Here is a 21672-nt window from a genome sequence, read left to right on the forward strand (position 1 = left end):
CGGATAATCAAAAAGATATACAAGAAATATTTAAAAATTTGTAATATGAAAAAATTAGTATTAGCGGTAGCATTTATCGGATTCGCAGGTTTTGCAATGGCTCAACAGACTACTCCACAGGACAGACAGGCAAAAAAAGCTGAAATGCAGCAGAAGTTTCAGCAAAAAGAACAGGAGCATATGGCTCAAATGCAGAAAGATTTAAATTTAAATCAGGCACAGGTTGATAAAATTAAAGCGCTTCATGATAAGAGAAAAGCTGAAATGAAAACTGAGTTTGAGAAAAATAAAGGTGAAAGACAGGCGAGAGCGGAGCAGATGAAAGCTAAAAGAGCACAAATGGATGCTGAAATGAAGCAGATTTTAACACCTCAGCAATATGATAAATGGCAGGCCGACAGAAAAGCTAAAATGGAGCAAAGAAGAATGGCGATGAAAGAGAGAGGTACCAGAATGCATAAGCCGATGAATACGGTAGCTCCGGATGCAACAAAGTAGTTTATAATTTTGATTTTTTAATGTGTTGAAGGGCGGGATTTATCCTGCCCTTTTTTATTAATTTTTACTAAAACTTTTGTTTTAAGAGTTTATTCCCTACTTTTGAAAGTAAATTTATACCCTATGGTTAGCGAGAAAATTGCAAAATTAATTAACGAACAAATAGCTCACGAACAGTACGCTGCACAATATTATCTGTCAATGTCCGCATGGTTTTCGGGGAAAGATCTTGATGGGATTGCCAATTATTTCAGAGTGCAGAGTAAGGAAGAATTAATGCATGCCGATAAAATGTTTGATTACCTTAACGATGTGGGGGGAGAAATAATCATCGGTGAAATTCCTAAGCCTCCACATGAATTCCTTGGAGCAATTGATATTTTTGAAAAAGCATTGGAGCACGAAAGAAAAGTAACAAAAAGTATTTTCAATATCGTTAAAAATGCCAATGATGAAGGTGATTTTGCCACCACTTCATTTCTACAGTGGTTCATTAATGAGCAGGTGGAAGAGGAAGCAAGTGCTTCACAACTGGTAACAAAAATTAAGATGGTATCTGATAACCCTTCAGCACTATATCTTTTTGACCAGGAACTGGCACAAAGGGTTTTTAATCCTAAAGGAGAATAAATTGAATTAACTTAATGATAAAAATTTTCGGCGGCACCAAAGGTGCCGCCGAAAATTTTTATCATGTTTTTGATTTACAAATAAATCAACCTTGTCTTCAACACCTTTTTCCCCAGTTTTTCAAGAATATTTTTATAATTCTCAATCTGGCGTTCATCTTTGGAAGATTCTTCTCCCGTTTTAAAATCAACGATAATATAGCCTTCATCACTTTTCAGCATACGGTCGGGCCGGTACACTTTACTTTCACCGTTTTCGGAAATCATAATGTCTTTTTCATTGATAACTTCCCATTTTTCATCAAAGAATTCGGCATGGGTTTCTATGATTTTTTCAAGTTCGGAATGTATCGTACGGCTTTCCTCAAGGGTTACCTGACCTTCAAGAATATAGCATTCCAGAACTTTAGAAACGTCTTTTGCGGTATTGATCTGAGATAAAAGTTCATGCACAAAAAGACCGATTCTCACCTTTTCATTTCTTACCTGATAGTTCTTGGAAGGGGTTGCGATTTTTATCGAAGTATTGTTTTCACTGATGTTTTTCAGAACCCGGATGTCCTTGGTTTTAAAAGATGAAATTTTTTCCTTCGAATATTTTTTCAGCATTTCAGGATTAACCTCGTACAGATCAAATTCATCAAGATTTTCAGGATTTTTCGACTGGAGAAACTCCAGCAGTTCAAGATTATTTGATGTTTTATTGGCTTTCTGAATATAGAAAAAAAGCTGTTCCACAGGTCGCGTTGTGGCAACATACTGCAGGCAAAGCCGGTCTACAAAGTTTTTGTATGAATTTTGTCTGTTGAATTTTTCAATTTCTTCATCGTAAACTTCCAGATTTTTGCTGAATTGATTAATGTTGACCGACTTTAGCGGAGTGTCTTTTGAAGTTTCAAACCAGTTGGTAAATTCGGCATCACGGTTTTTATTCATCATCGGGATAAAAACGATTGGGAATTCCAGACCTTTAGCCTTATGAATGGTCATGATCTGTACCGCATCAATATTTTCAGAAGCCTGAATTGTATACGCAGAAGCTTCTTCGTCCCAATATTTAAGGAATTCTTTAGTACTTGCCCCTGCATTTTGGGTAAAATTAAAAAGCATTTCCAGAAAGTTCAGCAGGAAATCCGTTTCTTTACTTTCAACGGAAAATTCATTGATGTAATATTCTACAAAATTATAAAGATTAAATCTCGGGAAATGATCCTGCTTAAGCTTTAAGGCATACCTGTTCTGGATGAAATCTAAAATTTCTTCATGAGAACTAAGATCAAGGATTTCTTTCATCTCCAGAGTAAAATCTGCCATATGAATTCTTCCCAGCTGGTTAAGATAGTACATCATCATAATCAGGTTGGGTTTATTCTTCGGATTAACCTCCCATTTCAGGAATTCGATCACGGCTTTTAACGTATTGGAAAGCTCCAGTGTTAAACCTTTGTCAGAAATTGTTTTAATATTCGTTTCCTCTCCTTTATAATTTACCTTCAGATTTCCTAATTTCTGGGAATAACTGAAAATGTCAAAATTCCCGCGGCAGAGAATGGTAATGTCTGAAAATCTGAAACCATTATCCAGACTTTCCTGGATATCTTTCCGCATTCTTTCAGAAGTATCATTATAAAAATCTTCATTCGTAAGATTTTCAATTAAATTTACTTTTACACGACCTTCCATTGAAGATCTCGGAGTCTGTTCTGCGTCTGTCCCGAAAATATTCTTATGCTCTTCTTCTAAGATATCAGAATGAAAGCGATATAGATCATTATTGAAACGGACTATATTCTTAGCGCTCCGCCAGTTATCTTTCAGCACCAGAAGTTCGGCTTCCTTGGGAGTAATTTCTTTTTTGTTGATAATATCAAGCATCAGTTTGCTTTCTCCGCCCCGGAAACGGTAAATACTCTGTTTCGGATCTCCAACCAAGGTAAACGAAGTATTTTCAGTAGAGATGGAATGGTCTCTCAGCGGAAGGAAATTCTGCCATTGAAGCTCGGAGGTATCCTGAAATTCATCAAAAAAATAGTGCTGAAACTGGGATCCTACCTTTTCATAGATGAAAGCAGACGGCTCATTTTTAAGATTTTCGTTGATCAGAATATTGAATTTGCTTAATAGCACAAGATCATTTTCCTGTTCAATTTTTCTCAGCTCATCCTGAATATCTTTATTTACTTTCAGTGGTAAAAGTGCGGAAAGGATTTTCTCTTTTTTCTGTGTTTCAATATAAAGAAGAATCAGCTGCATCCTGTTTTCAAGAAGCTGATCAAGAATTTCTAAAATATCACCTTCCTTGTGTTTTGATTTTGAAGAAGCACCTTTACGGTAATTATTGACAACGGATTCCTCTGCAGTGGTAGGAAAAGGAAAACCCGTTCTTTTTTGCTGGTAAAAATCTAATACTTTAGTGAAAAATCCGCCGATTCCATTTTTGCCCTGCGCGAAATCTTCAATCTCAATACCTTTCGACCTGAATAATTCTATCGATTTTGCGGCAAGATCACTCGCCTGTTTTTTGTTTAATACAATCTCTTTACGAAGCGTATTTTTAATATTTTCGTAATTCGTGCTGTCGAAGTCTTTATTGTTTTTCAGATGTTCATAATGAATATCCTTTACAAATTCTTTCGCAGAATCATACAGGTTTTTATTTAAATTAATTCTTTCATTATTCTCAAGGCTGTAATCCACATAATCCATGAACGATTCGGAAATCACTTCATTTTCCCCGATCTGGTCAAGCATTTTATCCACGGCTTCAATAAGGAAGGGCTCGGCTTCAATTTCAAGATTAAAATTTTTAGCCAGACCCAATTCATAAGAAAAGCTTCTTACAAGTCTGGAGTTGAAACGGTCTATAGTTCCGATATTCAGAGTAGAATAATTATGAAGAACATAATCCAGCAGTTTTTTTGCACGGATATGAAGTTCATCAATGGTAATCTTAATGCCTTCAAGTTCAAATGCTTTCTGGATATTTTTCAGATCACTATTTTCCGCGAAATCATCCGACGAGAAATTTCCCAGCCAGCTCAGGATTCTTTCTTTCATTTCGTTGGCTGCCTTGTTGGTAAAAGTGAGTGCCAGAATATTCCTGATCGATTGCTGTTGATTAGGATACCGGAGACAGATCATCAAAAGCCGCTGCACCAGCGCATAGGTTTTCCCCGAGCCGGCTGAAGCATTGATAACGGTATAAGAATTTTGCATTTCGATTGGAATTCAATGTGCAAGTTACTTAATTTTTAAGTGAAATTTTAACAAATTGAGCGGTTGATTTAACAGTTTTAAAGCTATAAATCAAAAAGAAATGCTAAAACGCGTTAACTGTGGTTAAACTTCCCGAAATATTTAAAAATAATTATAGTTTTGCTCTAATAAAAAACTTTCCGTGAAAATTAAACTACTTTTTGTCTTATTTACCGTTCTTTTCATCAATATTCAGGCCCAGGATTATATTTTCGGGAAGGTGACTTCTGAAGATAATAATGAAATTTCCGATGTTACGGTCATTAATATAAGGACTGACGAAAGAATTTCAACCAATCGCGACGGCCATTTTATGATATCCGGAAGAGCAGGAGATGAGCTTCGGTTTGTGAAAAACGGTTATGAAAGAGCCAACAGAAAAATCAATAAAGAAAACATCAGTGCACCTGTTAATGTTATGCTCATGAGATCGGCAACACTTATTGCAGAAGTAGAACTGAAAAAAGAAATTACAGGAGATCTTAAAATTGATTCCAAAAACCTTAACCCTCCAAAGAAAGTCCAGAAACTTAAGAGTGATCTTGCTGTCTACATGAAGCGAAAATCAGCACCTTCGGTTTTAGCACCGCGTGCGGGGGAATTTGTACAGCCGGTAACAAAAGGTGTATTTTCTCTGGGAAAAGTTAAAAACAAGTGGGATGATATGGATCTCCTGAATTACCTGCAGAATGCCCTTGGAACAGAGTTTTTTGAAGATCTTAAAATTGAAAAAGCACAGATACAGCATTTTATCCTTTATATACTGAGAACAGGTTTTGAAAGAAAAAATATCCTTAAATACGGCTATGTTACCGAAGCGGATCTGAACAGGTTTAAAAATGCTGTACTAAACAGAATCTCGGCCTATAAAACTCCCTAGGTTCATTATATATCTTAAAAGTAATGAGAATCAAACTTTTAATTTTTGTAATATTTCCTTTTCTCCATGTATTTTCACAAAAAACGATAGAAGGATCCATTACTGATGAAGACGGCGTTGCGCTTCCTGCTGTGATGGTCATGAATATCTCTTCAGAGAAAAGGACCTATACTGCCTTAGACGGAACTTTTTCAATCGAAGCAGCGCCTGAAGATGAATTACGGTTCATACGTTCCGGCTATGAAAGGTCTTCTATACAGGCAAAATATCTTACAGAAAATAAAGCAACGATTAAACTGATAAGAATCGCTGAACAGATTGAAGAAGTAGAAATCGCCAACCTTACCGGCGATATCAAAAAGGATTCCCGCGCGATGGCCAAAATCGATAAAGGAAAGTTGGTGGAAGATGCAGTAGGACTTACGCAACCTGTTGGGAAAATGAGGGAAACGCCGGCAGATATAAAACAGGTGTTACTTCCTATTTTGCTGGGAAATCTCAATATTCAGGGACTTTATGATGTTATTAGCGGAGATGCGAGGCGAATGAAAAGGCAGTATAAATATGATGACCTCCAGGAAGATATTGCATGGATTCGCGAAAGGGTGGAGGATGATTATTTCATCAAAGAAGGCATTCCCAAAGAAAGGATCTCCGAGTTTATTGAATTTTCATTTTTAGACAAACCACAGACAAGAGCTTTTGTAAGGGCTAAAAACCTCACAGGTGCTTTATCAAGAATGGAAGAATCTCTTCCGGTGTTCGTTGAAAGATTGAAGGAAAGTTCTGTCGGAAAATAAATATGTTCAGATATTAATGATACACAATATCGTAAATTTCATCTTTAATATCTTTTACATTCTCTGGCGTATAATTGGATAATAACCATAAATTAAGAGGTTTTTTACCCTTTCCGTAACTTGGCTGTACATACATTTCATCGATAAGGCGGAAGCCGTTTCTCTGATAGAAGGCATAGCGTCTTGCCGCATTTTCATTCACATGTTCCGGTTCTATTTCCAGGATTATTCTGGGATAGTTTTCAAAAAGATATTTTGTAATATGTGAGCCGAGTTTCTGGTTTCTGAATTCTTCGAAAACTTCAAAATGTTCCACAAAAGTATAAGTGCTGAGTTCCCAAAGAATGAGGTACCCAATATTGTTTGATTCGTGGAGGACAGATAGGATTTTTACTTTAGGATTTGTAAACAAAGGAACCAGTTTTTCCCAGTCTCTTCGTTCGTTTTCACAAAAAGTGGTGCAGTATGAACCGTAAATCTGCTCAACTCTGTAATCTTCCGGGGAAGTAATCTGTAAAAATTCCATAGTTTAAAGATCAAAAACATTAGGTCTTCTGGTGATGAAAATATCTTTCACCCATAGTGTAAATGCCAGTCCGAGGTAAATCAGGAAGAAAAATCCTGCCGTAGCAAAAGTAGAGTAAATAAAAAATACTCTGAGTTTGGATACCGGAATACCCAGTTTTGCGCCGGTTCTCGTAAGAACACCGAACCATTCTCTTTCCATTTTGTGGCGGATGTTATCTAGCATTTTAAGATTCTTTTAAAAGTGTAAATCCAATACTGCAATTTAAGCAATTTTTTTGTACACAAAAATGATTGAAATGATAAATGAAACTTTGGCTTTCCAGGGAGCTGAGGATTTTTATATTCATTTTACTCCAACTGTCAATCACCGCGTTTTTTTCTGCGGGCAGATTTTTATAAAAAGCAAGGAGTTCCTCTGTAATTTCTTCATGGTGGTATCGGTGGTACGTATATTTCAGAGGCAGGATTGTGTTTAAGATGATAAGTTCTACAAAGTCTCTGCTCAATACTTTGGGTTGATGTACCGTGGAAATTTTTCCGAAGTTGAAATGATTGTCCCAATATTCCGAAGTTTTGATTTCTTTAAATAAACTGAACAATTCTTCTGCGGATTTTGCATAAATAACTTTTGAAAATAAATTCTGGTGCTGATGATACAAATCCGCCAGCTGAGACAGACGCAGCGTGGGGAAATTAGGCGGACGCAGCCTTAAAAATTTAGGATGGATTCTTACATCAGATATTTTAAATTTTGCTTTCAAAAAATCAAATTCCCTTTTCCAGATTTTTACTAATTCATCCTTCGGATCTTCCAGCCACCCCGCAATCCCGAATAATAAAGCTTCAAGCTGCGTTTTGTTTTGGCGTACTTTAAGAACAATTGAAAATTCAATGCTTTCTGCAATTTGCCTGAATATCTCAGCATTGATCTTCAGTCCGAAAGAATAGGCAAGGCTGTGGAACAGAATGGCTTCAAAATTATTGTTGAATTTCTTCAGCTTTTTTTCAAGGTCTTCAGCTTTTTCATTCAGTTTTTTCAGGATATTTTGTTCATGAAAACCAACAGGAATATGTTTTGGATTGAAGCTGCTTTCGCAGGCAATGAACTGATTTCCACTTAACAGCTTTTCATATTTCCAAAGCATACCCTCATCAATATGGTGTTTCAGTTCCAATGTCGGAATGTTTTTATTATTCAGTTCATCAATGTCCATGTTATGTTCATAAACGGCATGAAGGATAATGTTCTGATAATTCGGATCCTGGGAATGATTGTGGAAGATCCAGTCGGAAGATTTTATATGAAGTTCTATGTGTCCGGCTAAAATAACGCCGCCGACTTTAATTTTAGCCTCTAAAAAATCCGGTCCGGAATCGGTGTTCCATTTCCCGAAGTCAATAATTTCAATGGGATTTCCTCCCATATCCCTGAAGTCGAAATGTTTAAAGATCTTATGGTTCCAAAGATATTGGAGTAGCTTTTCAGTCATGAGTGTTTTTATGTTGTGCTAATTTAGGAAATTGTTGCTGATAATAATAAAGCTGCCTTCTTTTGAGGCAGCTTTATTTTATTTTGAAATCTTAATTTTTTTTAAGTCTATATTTATACGTTTTAGACCACCATTCATCTTTATTTTTATTAGATCTTCAACATAGGTTCCCATTAATGGGACAGCTTTGTCACCTATCAGTCTATAATAAGGAGCTTCGTATTTTTGAAATCTTTCCGGATAATCCTCATCTATAGAAGGTATTGTATTTATTCGAATGAAAGAATCAAATTCTATCAATTGGGCTTTTATTGTTGTATCTTTTTTATAATCAGCATAATTGTCAAATTTAAAAGGATCGCCCGGACTTGCCCATTTGCCGTCTTTTGTTTTATATACGTCAAAGAACTGATATTTTTCCTGATATAGCTTTCCGCAATATTCACCTACAAATAACAGTACTTTATCATAATATTCAATCATGGGCCTACCAAGGTGGCTGTTTGATGTAAATTCTATAGTATCATTGGGATAGTCACCATAAACTTCATCGATAATTCTGTACTTATATTTCATGCCTCCGCCATCTAATGTAACTACATTGCAGTAATAAGGATCTTCTTCATATTTTTTGGATATTTGTTCTCCTACGAAGATATAAAAATTAGAAGGTTGCTTTTGTTCACAGGGAATGTAAGTAACGCATGGCTCCGGTTCAAGGTAAACTTTTATTTTTTTCGTTATAATATCTGCAACTTTATATTTTTGAGTAAAATATTTATAACTATAAAAATATAAAGTATCGGTAGGCTTAGCTTTTATTTCATAATTACCTTTTTTATCCGCCTGGGTAACATATTTTTTGTTTTTACAAAGATTTTGGTAAATATCTCCATCTTCACTCCAACTTTTAGTGGCAGTTCTCATATCTCTATACTTTTTTAAAGTATCATTAACCACAATCATGACAAAATTTCGGTTCTTGGTGGTATCTCTTGCAATACTTTTTACGGTAACTTTCTGAGATTTATAAAAAGAGACAAAGAAGATTAAAAATAGAATAATAGTTCTTTTCTGAATATTTAATTTCATAACTTTTATATAAAAACCGTCCAAAAACGGTTTACAATTATTTATTCAGAGTAATCCTCACTATCATATCCTTTAACTCCCGTAAACTCTATTTTCTCTATTTTCATATTAGAAAAAAATTGAGCTACATTGGGATCCCAAACCGCATGATACTGTTCCATTAAACTTTGTACCTGAGGAAATGGAATTTCATTTTCAAAGGTTATTATTACTAATGGATATTGAAAAGAATTCTTAGATGAAACTCTAAGCATAGCCATATCAACAAAAAATAACTTTAGAACATAATATTTATTGCTGGACGATATTTTCGTATCATATATCCAACCGTTAGGCTGAACATTTTTATTAAGCATCTCATTTTGTAAGCTTGAAAAGTTTTGGTTGTAAAACTGTATTTTATTTGGGATAATACCGTTTAATTTTGGAACGACATCATTATAATGGTTAATATAGTCTGTTGCTGTTTGAGCTTTGCAATTAAGCAGAAATAATATGTTCGTAACAAATGTTACCTTTAAAATGATCTTTATTATTGTTTTTTTCATAGTGCTTATTATTTATTATGGACATTTAGAGATTATTAATTTTTCATCTATTACACCATTAGCAAGAGTTATTTCGTTTAGAGAAATTTGTAATTTCTTTAAATTACCATTGCTATCTGCTTTCGCTAAACTTATTCCTGAATTAAAATGATCAAGAATGTATGCCATTGCTATAGCACGCTTATTATAATATTCTCCTGATACTATTGAATTAGCATAGTTATATGCGAAAATATATTTCACCTTTTCAAATTCTTTTCCAAGTTTAGTTTTCTCTTTTATGCTATGCGTTAAGGTGTCGTAGTTTTCACTTCTTGGAAAATCTGTCAAAAACTGGGCTGCAAGTGCAGGATCCGTAACTATAAGTGCATAGGTTTCATTATTTCCATTACTTACTCCATATACCAAATTGAATTTAATAGTATTATTGCTGTTTATCATCCTTTCAAGCAAAGAAAACAAATCTCCGCCAGACGGACTTCCAGGCGTACCGGCATGCGAGTGTGCAGAACCTATAGCTGTAGAGTTTTGCAGTTGATTAAATGGTGGAGATACCGAAGAAACATTTCCGGAAGCAGGATTGGTTGCTTCATACTCTCCTGAAGCTGTGTTTTGGCCTATAGCAACACCCCATTCTATATTATCATTTGCTTTATTCTCCAAAACCTGCTTTATTTTTTGCTGCCCTACAGGGCTTTTAAGAACCTGATTAACTTTATCAATAACCGGTTTTGTTTTTTTACAAGGGCTGTCTGCTGACAGATATTGATTATAAAACTCTTCCCACGTAGCATTAGGATGGTCCATAAAATATTGTACCGCTTCATTATGAAAATTCAAATTTTCTGTATTGTTGGCAATAGAATAATTGTTGAGGTAGCTCTCAATGATATTCTGGTAAATATCTACATGCTCATTTGCCCATTGTCGGTACAACGCTCCGGGAAGCTGTTCCCAAAAAAGATAAGCTCTCAATGCTCTTACATAGCCTGCATCGGTAGAAGGCGGTACATTAGGATCAAAAACATATCCGCTCGGGTCGGTAAGATATGCAGCAGAGCCACCCTCTGTAATAGGGTCTACAGGAGGAGGTGGATTGGAAGGGTTTCCATTACTTGGTCCGCCAAAACCACCGGAGTTATCTCCACCTCCACTTCCTACACAAACAGTTAAGGTTTCCAGACAGCTCTCACATTTGTCGCATGCATCCCAGCTGCAACCGTTTTTACAATGCCATACACTCACGCTGTAAGAAGCCAGGCAGTCTTCATAACTTGAAGTTTTGGCAACCGCATTTTTGTGGGTGTGTTTCTGGGCTATGGAAGCCGCTTCCGAATCGTAATACACATAGGGAGTGTTCCCTATTATCCTTATAATAGAATAATGAAGCGTGCCATCATTTCTCTTGCGGTATACCATATTATAGACATCCTGGGGATTGCCGAACAGAGAATAGATTCTAAAGGCATAGGTAGAAATATCCCCATTGGCTTTAATACGGTTGATCGTTTCTGTATCAATGAGGAATCCCGAAAGTGGGTCGTCATGCTGACTGTTTTTTTGTGCGGTGTTTAGTGGAGAAATTACCTCTCCAACTTTTTGAATCTGTGTTTCTTTTTGGAAAACAGAAAAGGAAATAATATCCTGATTTCTGTTTGCAGAGATTTCATTTAAAATATCCTGCTCATTTCTACAGGAAACAAGAGTGAGGAACACCGTTAATAAAAACAGCCATGAAATTTTCTTTCTCATCATTTGCATTTGTTGTGTGTTAAATTAATTCTTACCTATAGATGCATGTTTTATCCGTAAGGTTGGAAAGAGATAAAAACCAATCTATAGTTATGCGGCAAATCTAAAGAAAATATTTCACATGCATCTGAACTAAAGTTGTAAAAACGCCAACAAAAGTTGTATTTTTTGAATATAAAAAATACGATTATGAATTTTGAAAAATTTTGATAGTAGCTTCGTCACTTCGAGTGTTTTTTCGCAACAAAGTGGAGAAAAATGTATCGAGATGGAATCTCTCTTCAAAATTATAAACTTCTCGATACGATTTTTTAAAAAATCTACTCGAAGAGACGAAAATAAATCAAAATGCACAACGGGTTATAAAAAATAGTAAATTAGCTGAAAAATTATTTGAGCTGAAAGACCAGCTTGCTTTCTGGAAAACCCAGGCTGAAAGCCGCAAGTAATTTCCTGTTTTCCCGAAAAGCTGTTGCACCCCTGTAATGACTTTTCGGGAACACCCGAAAGTTTGTCGCACCCTCGCAACGGCTTTTCGGGAAACTCCGAAAGCTTCCTGCAGCCTGCAGGAGGTTTTCGGGAACGTCCGAAGGGATTTTTATACCAGAGCCTGCCGGAATAAAATAATCGCATCATACGGTTTAATAATAAAATAATACACAAATGAATTTTATCGACTTACCAAAACTTCGCAACGCAGAATACCTGCAATACGTAAAAGACTTCTCAGGAATTATCGCCCTGAACAACCCCGCAACCTTACAGATCGATGCCAAGCTTTCAGCGTTCAATGCCCGAATTTCCGAGCTGGAAAACCTGTATAAGAAAGCGTTGGCTAATGAGAAAACACAGGAGCTTTTGCTTTTGGATGAAAGAAGGGATAATGCAGTGATAGGGATTAATTATTACCTTTTGTCCCAGTCTTACCATTTCGAAAGCACAAGAAAAGAGAACGCTCAATTGCTTCTCGACAGTATTTCGTTGTACGGCAGCAGCATTGCGCGTCTCAATTACCAGGCAGAAACCGCCACGCTTAATAATCTCATTAGGGATTGGGAAAATAAGCCGGAATTGGCGGATGCTATTTCCTATTTTCAACTCTCAGGATGGGTGGCGGAACTGAAGAATGCCAATGAATTGTTCAATACAAAATATCTTTCCCGTACCCAGGAATACGGAGATGCCAGTCCGGAAACCATTAAGTCTAAAAGGGAAGAGGTGAATGCCGCATACTATGCTTTGCGTGACAGGATCGATGCGCTTCATCTTCTGGTGGAAACACCGCCGTCGCCATACGCCACCGTCATCAATCAGCTGAATGCGCTTACGGATCAATATAATGTACTGCTGGTGAACCGTAAGGATACGGCTGCTCCGGAGAATGGTGCCAGAAATGAGATGTGAAAGTGAGAAGTAAGATGTAAGAAGTAAAATGTGAGAAGGGGTTGAGGTTGGGAGATCAAAAATGAATCATTAATTCATATGGAATATTAAAGATATTTTATTAACTCTCTCTAAACCTTATAAAAATCTTAACGTTTAATTGATAACATCAAACAAAAAAGGCTGCATTACCAAAAATGCAGCCTGTATTTTAGATTCTAAAACCCTATACTTTAGTTAGTTCATTTTTAAATTTTTCAATAGTCGTTCTATACATTTCCTCATAGATAGGAAGAATGTTTTTCAGATCGAATTTAATGGCCTGTTCTTTCGCATTTTTCTTCATTTCAATTAAAAGTTCTTCATTGCTCAGCAGTTTAATGGTATAGTTGCTCATGGCTTCCACGTTTCCGATTTCCGCTAAAAATCCGGTTTCACCCTGGATGTTCACTTCCGGAATTCCTCCCGCGTTGGAACTTATAACCGGTGTATAGGCAGCCATCGCTTCCAGTGCGGCAAGACCGAAACTTTCCTGTTCCGAAGGCAGTAAAAAGACATCGGATAACTGAAGAATTCGGTACAGGTCGTTTACCTTTCCAAGCAAACGGATTTTTGAGATTAGGTCAGGATTTTCCTCAAGGAACTGATTAACCTTCTCCATATCCGGCCCTTCCCCGATAATGATTAATTTCGATTTTACCTTTTTCTGTACACTTTTGAATATCTGAAGCACTTCATCCACCCTTTTTACAGGTCGTAAGTTGGAAACGTGGATCAGGATCTTTTCATCAGGATTTGCAAATTGTGTCCTTTGACAGTCACTAGGTTCATCAAATTCAGAATTATCAATAAAATTGGTAATCACCTGAATTTCTTTTTTAATATTGAAAAACTGAAGAGTGTCTTTTTTTAAGCTTTCGGATACGGAAGTGATCGCATCAGACTGATTAATGGAAAATTCTACAGCATGTTTGTAGCTCGGATGCTGCCCAACCAGTGTGATATCAGTACCGTGAAGGGTAGTAACCAGCGGAATGTCATTATCATCTTCCTTCAGCATCTGCTTTGCGGTAAATGCGGCATAAGCATAAGGAATAGCATAATGGGCATGAAGAAGATCCAGCTTATAGAGATTTACAACACGGTAGATCATTGAGCTCAGTGCAATGTCATAAGGCTGATACTGGAACAGGGGATAGGTCTGCACATTTACCCTGTGAAAGAAAATATTCGGATTGGTAATATCCAATCTCGCCGGAAGTGCATTGCTGATGAAGTGAACTTCATAACCTTTGTTGGCAAGCGACATTCCCAGTTCTGTTGCTACAATTCCGCTTCCTCCGTAGGTGGGATAGCAAAGTATGCCTATTTTCATTTATTTTGTCGGTATTTCTTAATTATTTGTTCTGCAGTTCTTTTCATAATAATCTATAAGAACTTTAACATCATTATTTTTAATCTGAATTTTTCCATCATTAAAATCACTTACAAGTTTCGGACAGATATCTGTGAAAAAATTTTTAATCAATCTCCTCATAACCTGTTTTTTATTTGGTGTCCACATACTATTATCAAAATAAATCAAATGTGGTTTTTCATTTTTGTACTGGAAAAAGAAATTGGTCAATTCAGAAGGTTTTACAATATAATGATAACTGTCTCTTACTCCTCCATCATAAGAATATGCTACATATGTTGAGATTTCTCCCGAAGTTGATATTTTTCTGATCCATCCATAATCCGATTTTGGTTTATCAGATAAAAAGTAATAAATAAGCTCTCTATATTCTGCTGTAACAGGGAGATTGTTTTTAGGATTAATATATTCAACTTTATCTAATAAGCTAACCTTAATTTTTTCTTTCTTTTTAGAACCATTTTCTATGAAGGCCAATTTGTTTTCTTCATTAGACACTATATCTGCTTTTCCTGTTCTTTTGCTTCCATCTAAAAAGTAGAGAGTGGCATCAAATTGCTGAGCTTTTACGGTGAAGGAACCTGCAACAGCTAAAAAAAGTAAAAGTTTAATAATTTTTGATATCATCTGCTTTAATAGGATTTATTTTTGTGAATCATTCAGATCAATTCCCATTCCTGCTTTCAGTTTATCATTTACTAAAACAGGTAGCCTGCCGCCTATTTTTGTTTTTCCTTTCAGTGCATTGGCTGTAGCAGTCATAGAATCATCGTTGTTTTCATAAGAAACTAAGACTGTAGAAATATTTGAAAGGTCAATATCTTTAAGGGCGTAAGCGCTTCCGAAAACATTCAGTATAACATTTTGATTTTTTGATAATTCATATAATATCTTTTTTGATGCCTCTGAAATTTTGTAAGATTTGTATGCTGTGGAATTGTCCTTATGCAACCCTATAATCACTGTAGAATTCGCAGGAATTGTACTGATCTCATTTGCTTTTTTAATTATCAATTCAGAACCCATTTCATTAACAAAAGTTTGATAAGGTGCCTCCTCCAGAGGAATATAATAGACTGTATTTCCTTTCAGGGGAAGCAATTTTTTATCATCTTTCAATAATGTTAAAGCATTTGCATATAAATTCTGAACCAATGTTTTATGAGAATCATTGTTTAAATCTGAATTGATGTTTTCAGGATTTTTCGGGCTGTACTTATCCAAGCCTAAGAAATATTTTGTCAGAAGGATTTTCTTTACACTTTCTTCAACCCTTGACTGCGAAATTTCGCCATTATCAATTGCTTTCTGAATAAGTTTTTTTCCTTCTGCAACACCCTGGGAGAAAAGCATAATATCATTTCCGGCCTTAAAAGCCATCGCATCCAGTTCGCCCGGTTTATATTTGCTGGCCACTGCACCCATATTTAATGCATCGGTAATAATGAGTCCTTTATAACCTAATTTTTCTTTCAGCAGACCGGTAATAATATTTTTTGAAACCGAAGCAGGAATTCCTTTTCCTGATTCTAAAGTAGGAACATATAAATGGGCAACCATTACGCCTCCGATGCCTTCTTTCATTAATGCTTTAAAAGGAGCAAGTTCAACGGTATTAAGCCTGTCAAGGTTGTGGGAGATTACCGGAAGATCCAGGTGAGAATCTGTGCTGGTATCACCATGTCCCGGGAAATGTTTTATGGCCGCCAGAATAGTATTGTCCTGAAGACCGCTGGCATAAGCAGATGCAGACCGGATAACGTTGCCCACTTCAGATCCGAAGCTTCTGTTGCCGATAATCGGGTTGTCAGGATTGGTGTTTACGTCAACAACGGGAGCAAAATCCCAGTTGATTCCCATTCTTTGGCAGTCTTCTGCTATTTTGGCAGACATCTGGCGGATCAGATTTTTATCCTGAATAGCTCCCAGGGTCATGGCCCAGGGAAATTTGTGTGCGGCAGCAATTCTCTGGTACAATCCCCATTCCGCATCCATCCCGATCATTAAGGGAATTTTGGATTTTTGCTGGAATTCATTAACCAGATTGATTTCTCTTGCCGCGTCATCCTGCATCAGGATAAGACCGCCGATCTTTTCATTTACAACAATATTCCGTACGGTATTGATCTCATTTTCACCTTTATTGGTGTATAATGCAATGATAAAAAGCTGTCCGAGCTTTTCATCCTGTGAAAGATTTTTGTATGTTTTATCAACCCAATGATTAGCTTTTTTTATATCTTCCCTGGAAAGGTTTTTAGGGACATATTGTGCCGCAATTTTTGGGCTGAATAATGAGATAATAAAGATTGATGTACAGACCAGTTTCTTCATAATTTTGAATAATAACAAAAATACAATTAAAAAGATGATGAAAACAATGTTTTTAAGTTTTTTGGTATATGATTTGAATACGCTTTATAAATAACAAGAACAATTAAACTTTTATAAAATGAAAAAATATCTTCCAATTTTGCTGTTAGCTTTTGTAAGCTTATTTATATTCAGCTGTGATGATAATGATAACGTTGTGGGAGACGGCGATACTTACCCTAAAATGAGGGATGTAAGTGGAAGCTTTACCAATGCAAACGGATATTCCTTTACAGTTCCGATTAATATACAAAATACAGATGTTGTATTAATATACAGAAGAGATCCTGCAGCAAGTAATGCATGGCAGTTAATTCCGAAGACCTATTATTTGTCAGGTGGAAGAGAGCTCGATTACAATGCTTTGTTTGATTCTCAAAATGTGGAAATTTATACTGAAGCCAATTTTGATCAGACAACAATGACTTCTTCTGAGGTATCACAGTATCTTACGAGCCAGACGTTCAGAGTAGTTTTGGTTCCTGCAAGCCCTGCGAAAGGTGCATCAGCAGTTGATACAAGTGATTATAATGCGGTAGTGAAATATTATAACCTTGATGAGTCTAAAATAACGACAATCAAAGTTAATTAAGACATATCTTTTCAGTTTTTTATAATTACAAAAAAGCTCCGGAATTAATTTCCGGAGCTTTGCTTTTTATTTATCATTTTCATCCAACAAATGGCCAAAATAATCTTTCTTTGTCTGCAAATAACCTCTGCTGATTTCATTGGCGGGAATTTGTAAAGGAATTCTGGAATTAAGATGGATATTGCTTTCTTCTACATATTTTACCTTTTCAGGATTATTGGTAAGCAGATTAATATCTTTTATATCCAATAAATTAAGAATTTCAATAGCAACACCGAAGTTTCTGTCATCTGCAGGGAGTCCCAGCTTTAGATTGGCTTCTACTGTGTCAAATCCTTTTTCCTGTAAAGAATATGCTTTTAACTTGTTAATGATCCCGATATTTCTGCCTTCCTGGCGAAGGTAGATAATAACTCCTCCATTTTCATGGATATATTTCATGGCTGCATCCAATTGCTGCCCACATTCGCATTTTTTTGAATGGAAAACTTCTCCGGTAATACATTCTGAATGGAAACGCACGTTTACAGGTTTTGAAAAATCTGTTTTATCTGCGACAATAGCCATGTGAGGCATCCAGTCATTCTCATTTTCGGATAAAGCAATCATTCGGAAAGTACCATATTCCGTAGGAACATTGGACTCCGCCTGAATTTTAATCATTGATACCCTTAGTTAGTTTAATTTGCTTTAATATAATCTTCAATTGCAGAAACATTGGTTTTTAATCTTACCAGATACCGGTTCAGGATTTCATTATCATCCTTGTTAAGACTTGTTCTCAGCTTCTGAACTTTTTTATAAGATTTTTCAAAGTCTTTTAAAGCTTTATTTTTCCCGCTCAGATTATCCGCATCTATCGCATAAAGATAGTTTTGCAGGCTGTATTTCAAAGTAATGATTTCGCTATTTAAAGCTGTATTTTTGAATTTGGGAAAAGTGGCGATCAGATTGGAAATTTCGGAAGCATTTACATTACTTTTTACATTAATATCAATGCTGTTTTTTGTTCCTTTATCGGAATCTGATCCTTTGGTTTCGCTATAAAAGCCGGTAGACAACGGAGAAAAGTTTTGTTTTTCCGTTGCACAAGATGTTATAATTAGTAATACCCCAAAAAAAAGTGATCGTTTCATTTTTGTTGCCCCTTTTGATACAGGACTGGGTTAAGACTTTCATCGTTGTACATTTTCATCTGTTTGTACACTTTCATCTTAACATCACCGTTCTCAATATCAGTAAGCAACTGATTAATAGAAGTTGAAAGATCTTCATGCTGTGCAAGAAGAACATCTAATTTTGCCTTACAGTTGGCTCTGTGTTCTTCGGAAGCCGAATCTCTGTTTGCCTCTAACGACATATGATAAACCTTGAGTGCGAGAATTGATAATCTGTCTACCGCCCATGCGATAGTTTCAGTATTGATTTTTGCTTCAGGTTTAGGAATTACACTTTCATACTTTTTAAGAAACCAGCTGTCTATAAATTCTACCAGATCAGTTCTTTTCTGATTGGATGCATCTATCGCCCTTTTAAGTTGAAGCGCTTCAGCCGGATCAATATTTTCATCTCTAATTATATCTTCCAAATGCCATTGAACGGTATCAATCCAGTTTTTTGCATACAAAATTCGTTCCAAAGTGTCTTTTTCGAACGGATTATTAATTAGAGTGTTAACGTCATCAGACACGTGATAATCTTCAATAGATTTGTTGAAGACTTTCCATGCGGTCTCTGTAAAATTCATCGGTTATAGAATTTTTTAGTTGCTTGAAGGATTGTTGTTTGTGGTTTTGTTTTCAGAACCAGGCTTGTCTTCTTCCTTTACTGCATCTTTAAATTCTTTAATACCGGAACCAACTCCTCTCATTAATTCAGGGATTTTTTTACCTCCGAAAAGTAAAAGAAGAATGATGGCTACGATCAGAATGTGTTGCCAAGATAATGACAATATTGTTAATGTATTCATTGCTAAATTTTTTACAAAGTTAATCTTTTTTAATAAGAAACCCAACCTAAAGGATCAACAGGTGTGCTTCCGTTCCATACCTGGAAATCAAGGGTATAAGTTCCATCAAAATCCTGTCCTATTACTCCTACCGGAGTTCCTGCCGAAACCTGCTGGCCTTTGGAAACACTAACACTTCCGAGATTAGAATAAATGGTGAAATAATTCCCGTGTTTCAGGATAACAGTTTTCGTTCCGTCACTATTGGCCAATACTGAAGAAACAGTTCCTGGAAATACCGATTTTGCCCGCGTTCCGGACGGTACTGAAATTTTAATACCGTTGTTCTCCTCGTCAATATTTTTAAATACCGGATGGGGATGTCTTCCGAATCGGTGGGTAATCTGTCCTATTTTATCAGCCGGATAGCCCAATCTTCCTCTATTATCTGCAAAATTGCTTCCTGCAACAGTTGTTACGCCATAATTGGTCATTGCTTTTGTTTCCGCAGCTTTTTTATCATCCTCATTCTTTTTCGCCAGAGCTGCTTCTGCGGCTCTTGCTGCAATCAGTTTATCGGAGGCTTCTTTTGCTTTCGCAGCTGCTTCGTCAGACGCTTTTTTAGCAGCTATTTTTCTGGCTTCATCTCTTGCTGTAGCCTCTGATCTTGCAGCATCTTCATTTCGTTTTCTCTCTTCTTCGGCTCTTTTTGCCGCCAGCTCGGATGCTTTTCTTGCTTCAGTTTCTGCTGCCCGTCTTTCTTTTTCAAGTGCTTCTGCACGGGCTTTATTTTCAGCTTCAATTCTGGCTTTTTCTCTTTCGGCAGCAATTTTGGCAAGACGAATTTTTTCAGCTTCGGCTTTTTTTCTTGTTTCTTCCTCTGCTTTGGCAATTCTGATTTCTTCTGCTATAATTGATCTGATCTGCCCTTCCAATGCTTTTGATTGTGCCTGTTTTTGTCTGAGCTCTGACGTAAGTTTGGATTCGTTTTTCTTAAATTCTGCTACCAGCTGTTCTTTTTGAGATCTTTCCGCATTAATCGTTGTTAAATCTTTCTGCTGATTGACAAGAAGATTTGCTTTTTCTTTTACAGAATTCTGTTTCTGGGCGATAGATTTTTTAATTTTAGTTGCAGCGTTGGTGATTTCCGCCGCTTTTTTATCCTGATAATCGGAATATTGTTTTAAATACTGAACCCTTCTTATTGCCTCACCCAGGTTTTTAGCAGAAAGAATAAAAGTTACTTTATTTTGGACGCCCTTATTTTTATAGGCATTCACCAAAACTTTGGCGTAATTTTCCCTAAGGATTTTAAGCTCTCTGTTCTGGCGGTTAATTTCAAGCTGACGAAGGTAGATTTCATCTTCAATAAATCTCTTTTCTTTCTGAGTGTTGTTATAAACCTTTTCTCTCAACATCAACTTTTTATTAACATTTTCAAGATAAGCTATAGAAAGTTTTGATTCATTTCTTGTTTTTGCTAAATCTGTATTTATCTGAGCAATTTGTTTTTTAAGTTCAGCATTTTGTTTTTGCAATTGTTCTTTTTTACCACCTTGTCCATAGTGCAGTCCGAACAGTAAAATACTTATTAAAAAGCTAAATTTTTTAATCATTTAATCTCAATTTTCTTATAACTGGATGGTACAGAATAAGGTGTATCCATCCTCGAAAAGTCAAATTTCGTATTTTCCAGTAAAATCTGACTGTTTTTTGAGCCTTTTATAATTATTTTAACATTTTTAGGCAATCTGATTCCATTGATTTCTTCCCAATTACTGTAGGAAACATTAAGCTCATCAGGAGATAAAACGTCTTTAAGATTAACGTTCAGCAAATCATAATTGGTGTCGTAATCAAGGACGATTTTATATTCTCTGGTTCTTCCTTCGGTCTCTATTTTCTGATTAACGTTGGATGCCATTTTAAACCCCTTGGAATTTTGGGTAAGGGTAAACTGCGAGTCGTTTATTTTAACAAAAGTCCTTCCCAGTAAAATTTTCTCTAAAGATTTATAGTCGATGAAATTAACATTCAGGAGGTTATTAAGGTACTCGAAATCGGAATCAATATACGTTTTACTGGTTTTATCCTGCCCTTTTATTCCTTCCGGAGTAGCAATTCCCCGGGCTACTGTAATGATAAATGCCTGAAGATTCATCCATACTTTTTTGTCTTTTTCAATATATATTGTAGCATCAAGGGTTGGGATAAAGCTTCCGGTTTCTACATTTACTTTACTGCTGATTTTAATCTGCTCAAACTGTGGCGGAGGAACTACATGTTCGAAAAACGGAAGTTTATTTCTGATGGGTTCATTCACATCTCTCGGATTCTGGTCGGTTTCCAGTACAAACGTACTGTCGGTTTTTATATTTTTATTGGCTTTTCTGCCTGCATTTCTCGTTTTACAGGATGTTACAGCAAAAAGCAATAAGAGTACTATGATCCAGTTTTTCATGTATTTACCTTTCAATTTATAAAATT

General features: G+C 36.0%; 22 protein-coding genes. 6 read left to right on the top strand and 16 right to left on the bottom strand.

The window, feature by feature from the left end; all coding sequences use genetic code 11:
* Positions 1-45: 45 nt before the first annotated feature.
* Positions 46-498: a hypothetical protein gene (locus M0D58_RS13595; RefSeq protein WP_248390360.1), complete on the top strand. Its 453-nt coding sequence runs from the start codon at positions 46-48 to the stop codon at positions 496-498.
* Positions 499-621: 123 nt separating this feature from the next.
* Positions 622-1128, top strand: a complete 507-nt coding sequence (locus tag M0D58_RS13600; RefSeq protein ID WP_072883991.1) for a ferritin — start codon at positions 622-624, stop codon at positions 1126-1128.
* A 74-nt stretch (positions 1129-1202) separates the two neighbouring features.
* Here M0D58_RS13600 and M0D58_RS13605 read toward each other — a convergent pair whose 3' ends face one another.
* The gene (locus M0D58_RS13605) at positions 1203-4343 is read right to left on the bottom strand and encodes a UvrD-helicase domain-containing protein (protein WP_248390363.1); all 3141 of its coding nucleotides are present in this window, start codon (positions 4341-4343) and stop codon (positions 1203-1205) included.
* Positions 4344-4524: 181 nt separating this feature from the next.
* Between M0D58_RS13605 and M0D58_RS13610 the strand changes: the two genes are divergently transcribed.
* Together M0D58_RS13610 and M0D58_RS13615 are read left to right on the top strand one after the other, a co-directional pair.
* On the top strand, positions 4525-5262 hold the full coding sequence (locus M0D58_RS13610) for a carboxypeptidase-like regulatory domain-containing protein (protein ID WP_248390366.1): 738 nt from the start codon (positions 4525-4527) through the stop codon (positions 5260-5262).
* 23 nt (positions 5263-5285) lie between these two features.
* The gene (locus tag M0D58_RS13615; protein WP_248390368.1) at positions 5286-6062 is read left to right on the top strand and encodes a carboxypeptidase-like regulatory domain-containing protein; all 777 of its coding nucleotides are present in this window, start codon (positions 5286-5288) and stop codon (positions 6060-6062) included.
* Positions 6063-6075: 13 nt separating this feature from the next.
* Here M0D58_RS13615 and M0D58_RS13620 read toward each other — a convergent pair whose 3' ends face one another.
* The 6 genes from M0D58_RS13620 to M0D58_RS13645 form a co-directional block, all read right to left on the bottom strand.
* Entirely contained in the window at positions 6076-6588 is a 513-nt protein-coding gene (locus tag M0D58_RS13620; RefSeq protein ID WP_248390371.1) for a GNAT family N-acetyltransferase, read from the bottom strand.
* Positions 6589-6591: 3 nt separating this feature from the next.
* Entirely contained in the window at positions 6592-6813 is a 222-nt protein-coding gene (locus M0D58_RS13625) for a PspC family transcriptional regulator (protein WP_029297636.1), read from the bottom strand.
* 1 nt (position 6814) lies between these two features.
* Entirely contained in the window at positions 6815-8080 is a 1266-nt protein-coding gene (locus tag M0D58_RS13630; RefSeq protein ID WP_248390374.1) for a DUF2851 family protein, read from the bottom strand.
* A gap of 78 nt (positions 8081-8158) precedes the next feature.
* Positions 8159-9172 carry a hypothetical protein gene (locus M0D58_RS13635; protein WP_248390377.1) on the bottom strand — a complete coding sequence of 338 codons (1014 nt, stop codon included), beginning with the start codon at positions 9170-9172 and terminating at the stop codon, positions 8159-8161.
* 41 nt (positions 9173-9213) lie between these two features.
* Positions 9214-9720, bottom strand: a complete 507-nt coding sequence (locus tag M0D58_RS13640; protein ID WP_248390380.1) for a hypothetical protein — start codon at positions 9718-9720, stop codon at positions 9214-9216.
* A gap of 15 nt (positions 9721-9735) precedes the next feature.
* The gene (locus M0D58_RS13645) at positions 9736-11475 is read right to left on the bottom strand and encodes a hypothetical protein (protein WP_248390383.1); all 1740 of its coding nucleotides are present in this window, start codon (positions 11473-11475) and stop codon (positions 9736-9738) included.
* A 660-nt stretch (positions 11476-12135) separates the two neighbouring features.
* Between M0D58_RS13645 and M0D58_RS13650 the strand changes: the two genes are divergently transcribed.
* Positions 12136-12876 carry a DUF6261 family protein gene (locus M0D58_RS13650; protein WP_248390385.1) on the top strand — a complete coding sequence of 247 codons (741 nt, stop codon included), beginning with the start codon at positions 12136-12138 and terminating at the stop codon, positions 12874-12876.
* A 205-nt stretch (positions 12877-13081) separates the two neighbouring features.
* Here the strand turns inward: M0D58_RS13650 and bshA are convergent, their stop codons facing one another.
* The 3 genes from bshA to M0D58_RS13665 are packed head-to-tail and all read right to left on the bottom strand — an operon-like array spanning position 13082 to position 16606.
* Complete coding sequence (bshA, locus tag M0D58_RS13655; protein ID WP_248390388.1) at positions 13082-14230, bottom strand: N-acetyl-alpha-D-glucosaminyl L-malate synthase BshA; 1149 nt, start codon at positions 14228-14230, stop codon at positions 13082-13084.
* Positions 14231-14248: 18 nt separating this feature from the next.
* A complete protein-coding gene (locus M0D58_RS13660; protein ID WP_248390391.1) occupies positions 14249-14899 on the bottom strand; it encodes a hypothetical protein in 651 nt (216 codons plus the stop codon).
* Between the two features lie 15 nt (positions 14900-14914).
* Positions 14915-16606 (bottom strand): glycoside hydrolase family 3 protein, encoded by a 1692-nt coding sequence (locus tag M0D58_RS13665; RefSeq protein ID WP_248390394.1) that lies wholly within the window; start codon positions 16604-16606, stop codon positions 14915-14917.
* Between the two features lie 118 nt (positions 16607-16724).
* On the opposite strand from M0D58_RS13665, the gene M0D58_RS13670 reads away from it, so the two are divergent.
* Complete coding sequence (locus M0D58_RS13670; RefSeq protein ID WP_248390396.1) at positions 16725-17237, top strand: hypothetical protein; 513 nt, start codon at positions 16725-16727, stop codon at positions 17235-17237.
* Between the two features lie 66 nt (positions 17238-17303).
* Here the strand turns inward: M0D58_RS13670 and ribA are convergent, their stop codons facing one another.
* From ribA to lolB1, 6 genes are read right to left on the bottom strand one after another with little or no spacing between them, the layout of a single operon-like run.
* Entirely contained in the window at positions 17304-17900 is a 597-nt protein-coding gene (gene ribA / locus M0D58_RS13675; RefSeq protein ID WP_248390399.1) for a GTP cyclohydrolase II, read from the bottom strand.
* A gap of 17 nt (positions 17901-17917) precedes the next feature.
* Positions 17918-18373, bottom strand: coding sequence for a hypothetical protein (locus tag M0D58_RS13680; RefSeq protein ID WP_248390402.1), 456 nt, complete (start codon positions 18371-18373; stop codon positions 17918-17920).
* Positions 18370-18984 carry a DUF4254 domain-containing protein gene (locus tag M0D58_RS13685; RefSeq protein ID WP_248390405.1) on the bottom strand — a complete coding sequence of 205 codons (615 nt, stop codon included), beginning with the start codon at positions 18982-18984 and terminating at the stop codon, positions 18370-18372. Before M0D58_RS13685 ends, M0D58_RS13680 begins: the two co-directional genes overlap by 4 nt.
* A gap of 15 nt (positions 18985-18999) precedes the next feature.
* On the bottom strand, positions 19000-19206 hold the full coding sequence (locus M0D58_RS13690; RefSeq protein ID WP_029297620.1) for a twin-arginine translocase TatA/TatE family subunit: 207 nt from the start codon (positions 19204-19206) through the stop codon (positions 19000-19002).
* Between the two features lie 29 nt (positions 19207-19235).
* A complete protein-coding gene (locus M0D58_RS13695) occupies positions 19236-20801 on the bottom strand; it encodes a peptidoglycan DD-metalloendopeptidase family protein (protein ID WP_248390407.1) in 1566 nt (521 codons plus the stop codon).
* Entirely contained in the window at positions 20798-21646 is an 849-nt protein-coding gene (gene lolB1, locus M0D58_RS13700) for a lipoprotein insertase outer membrane protein LolB1 (protein ID WP_248390410.1), read from the bottom strand. The genes M0D58_RS13695 and lolB1 overlap by 4 nt, the downstream gene beginning before the upstream one ends.
* Positions 21647-21672 lie beyond the last annotated feature (26 nt).

Source organism: Chryseobacterium nepalense, assembly GCF_023195755.1.
GTDB classification, from domain to species: domain Bacteria; phylum Bacteroidota; class Bacteroidia; order Flavobacteriales; family Weeksellaceae; genus Chryseobacterium; species Chryseobacterium nepalense.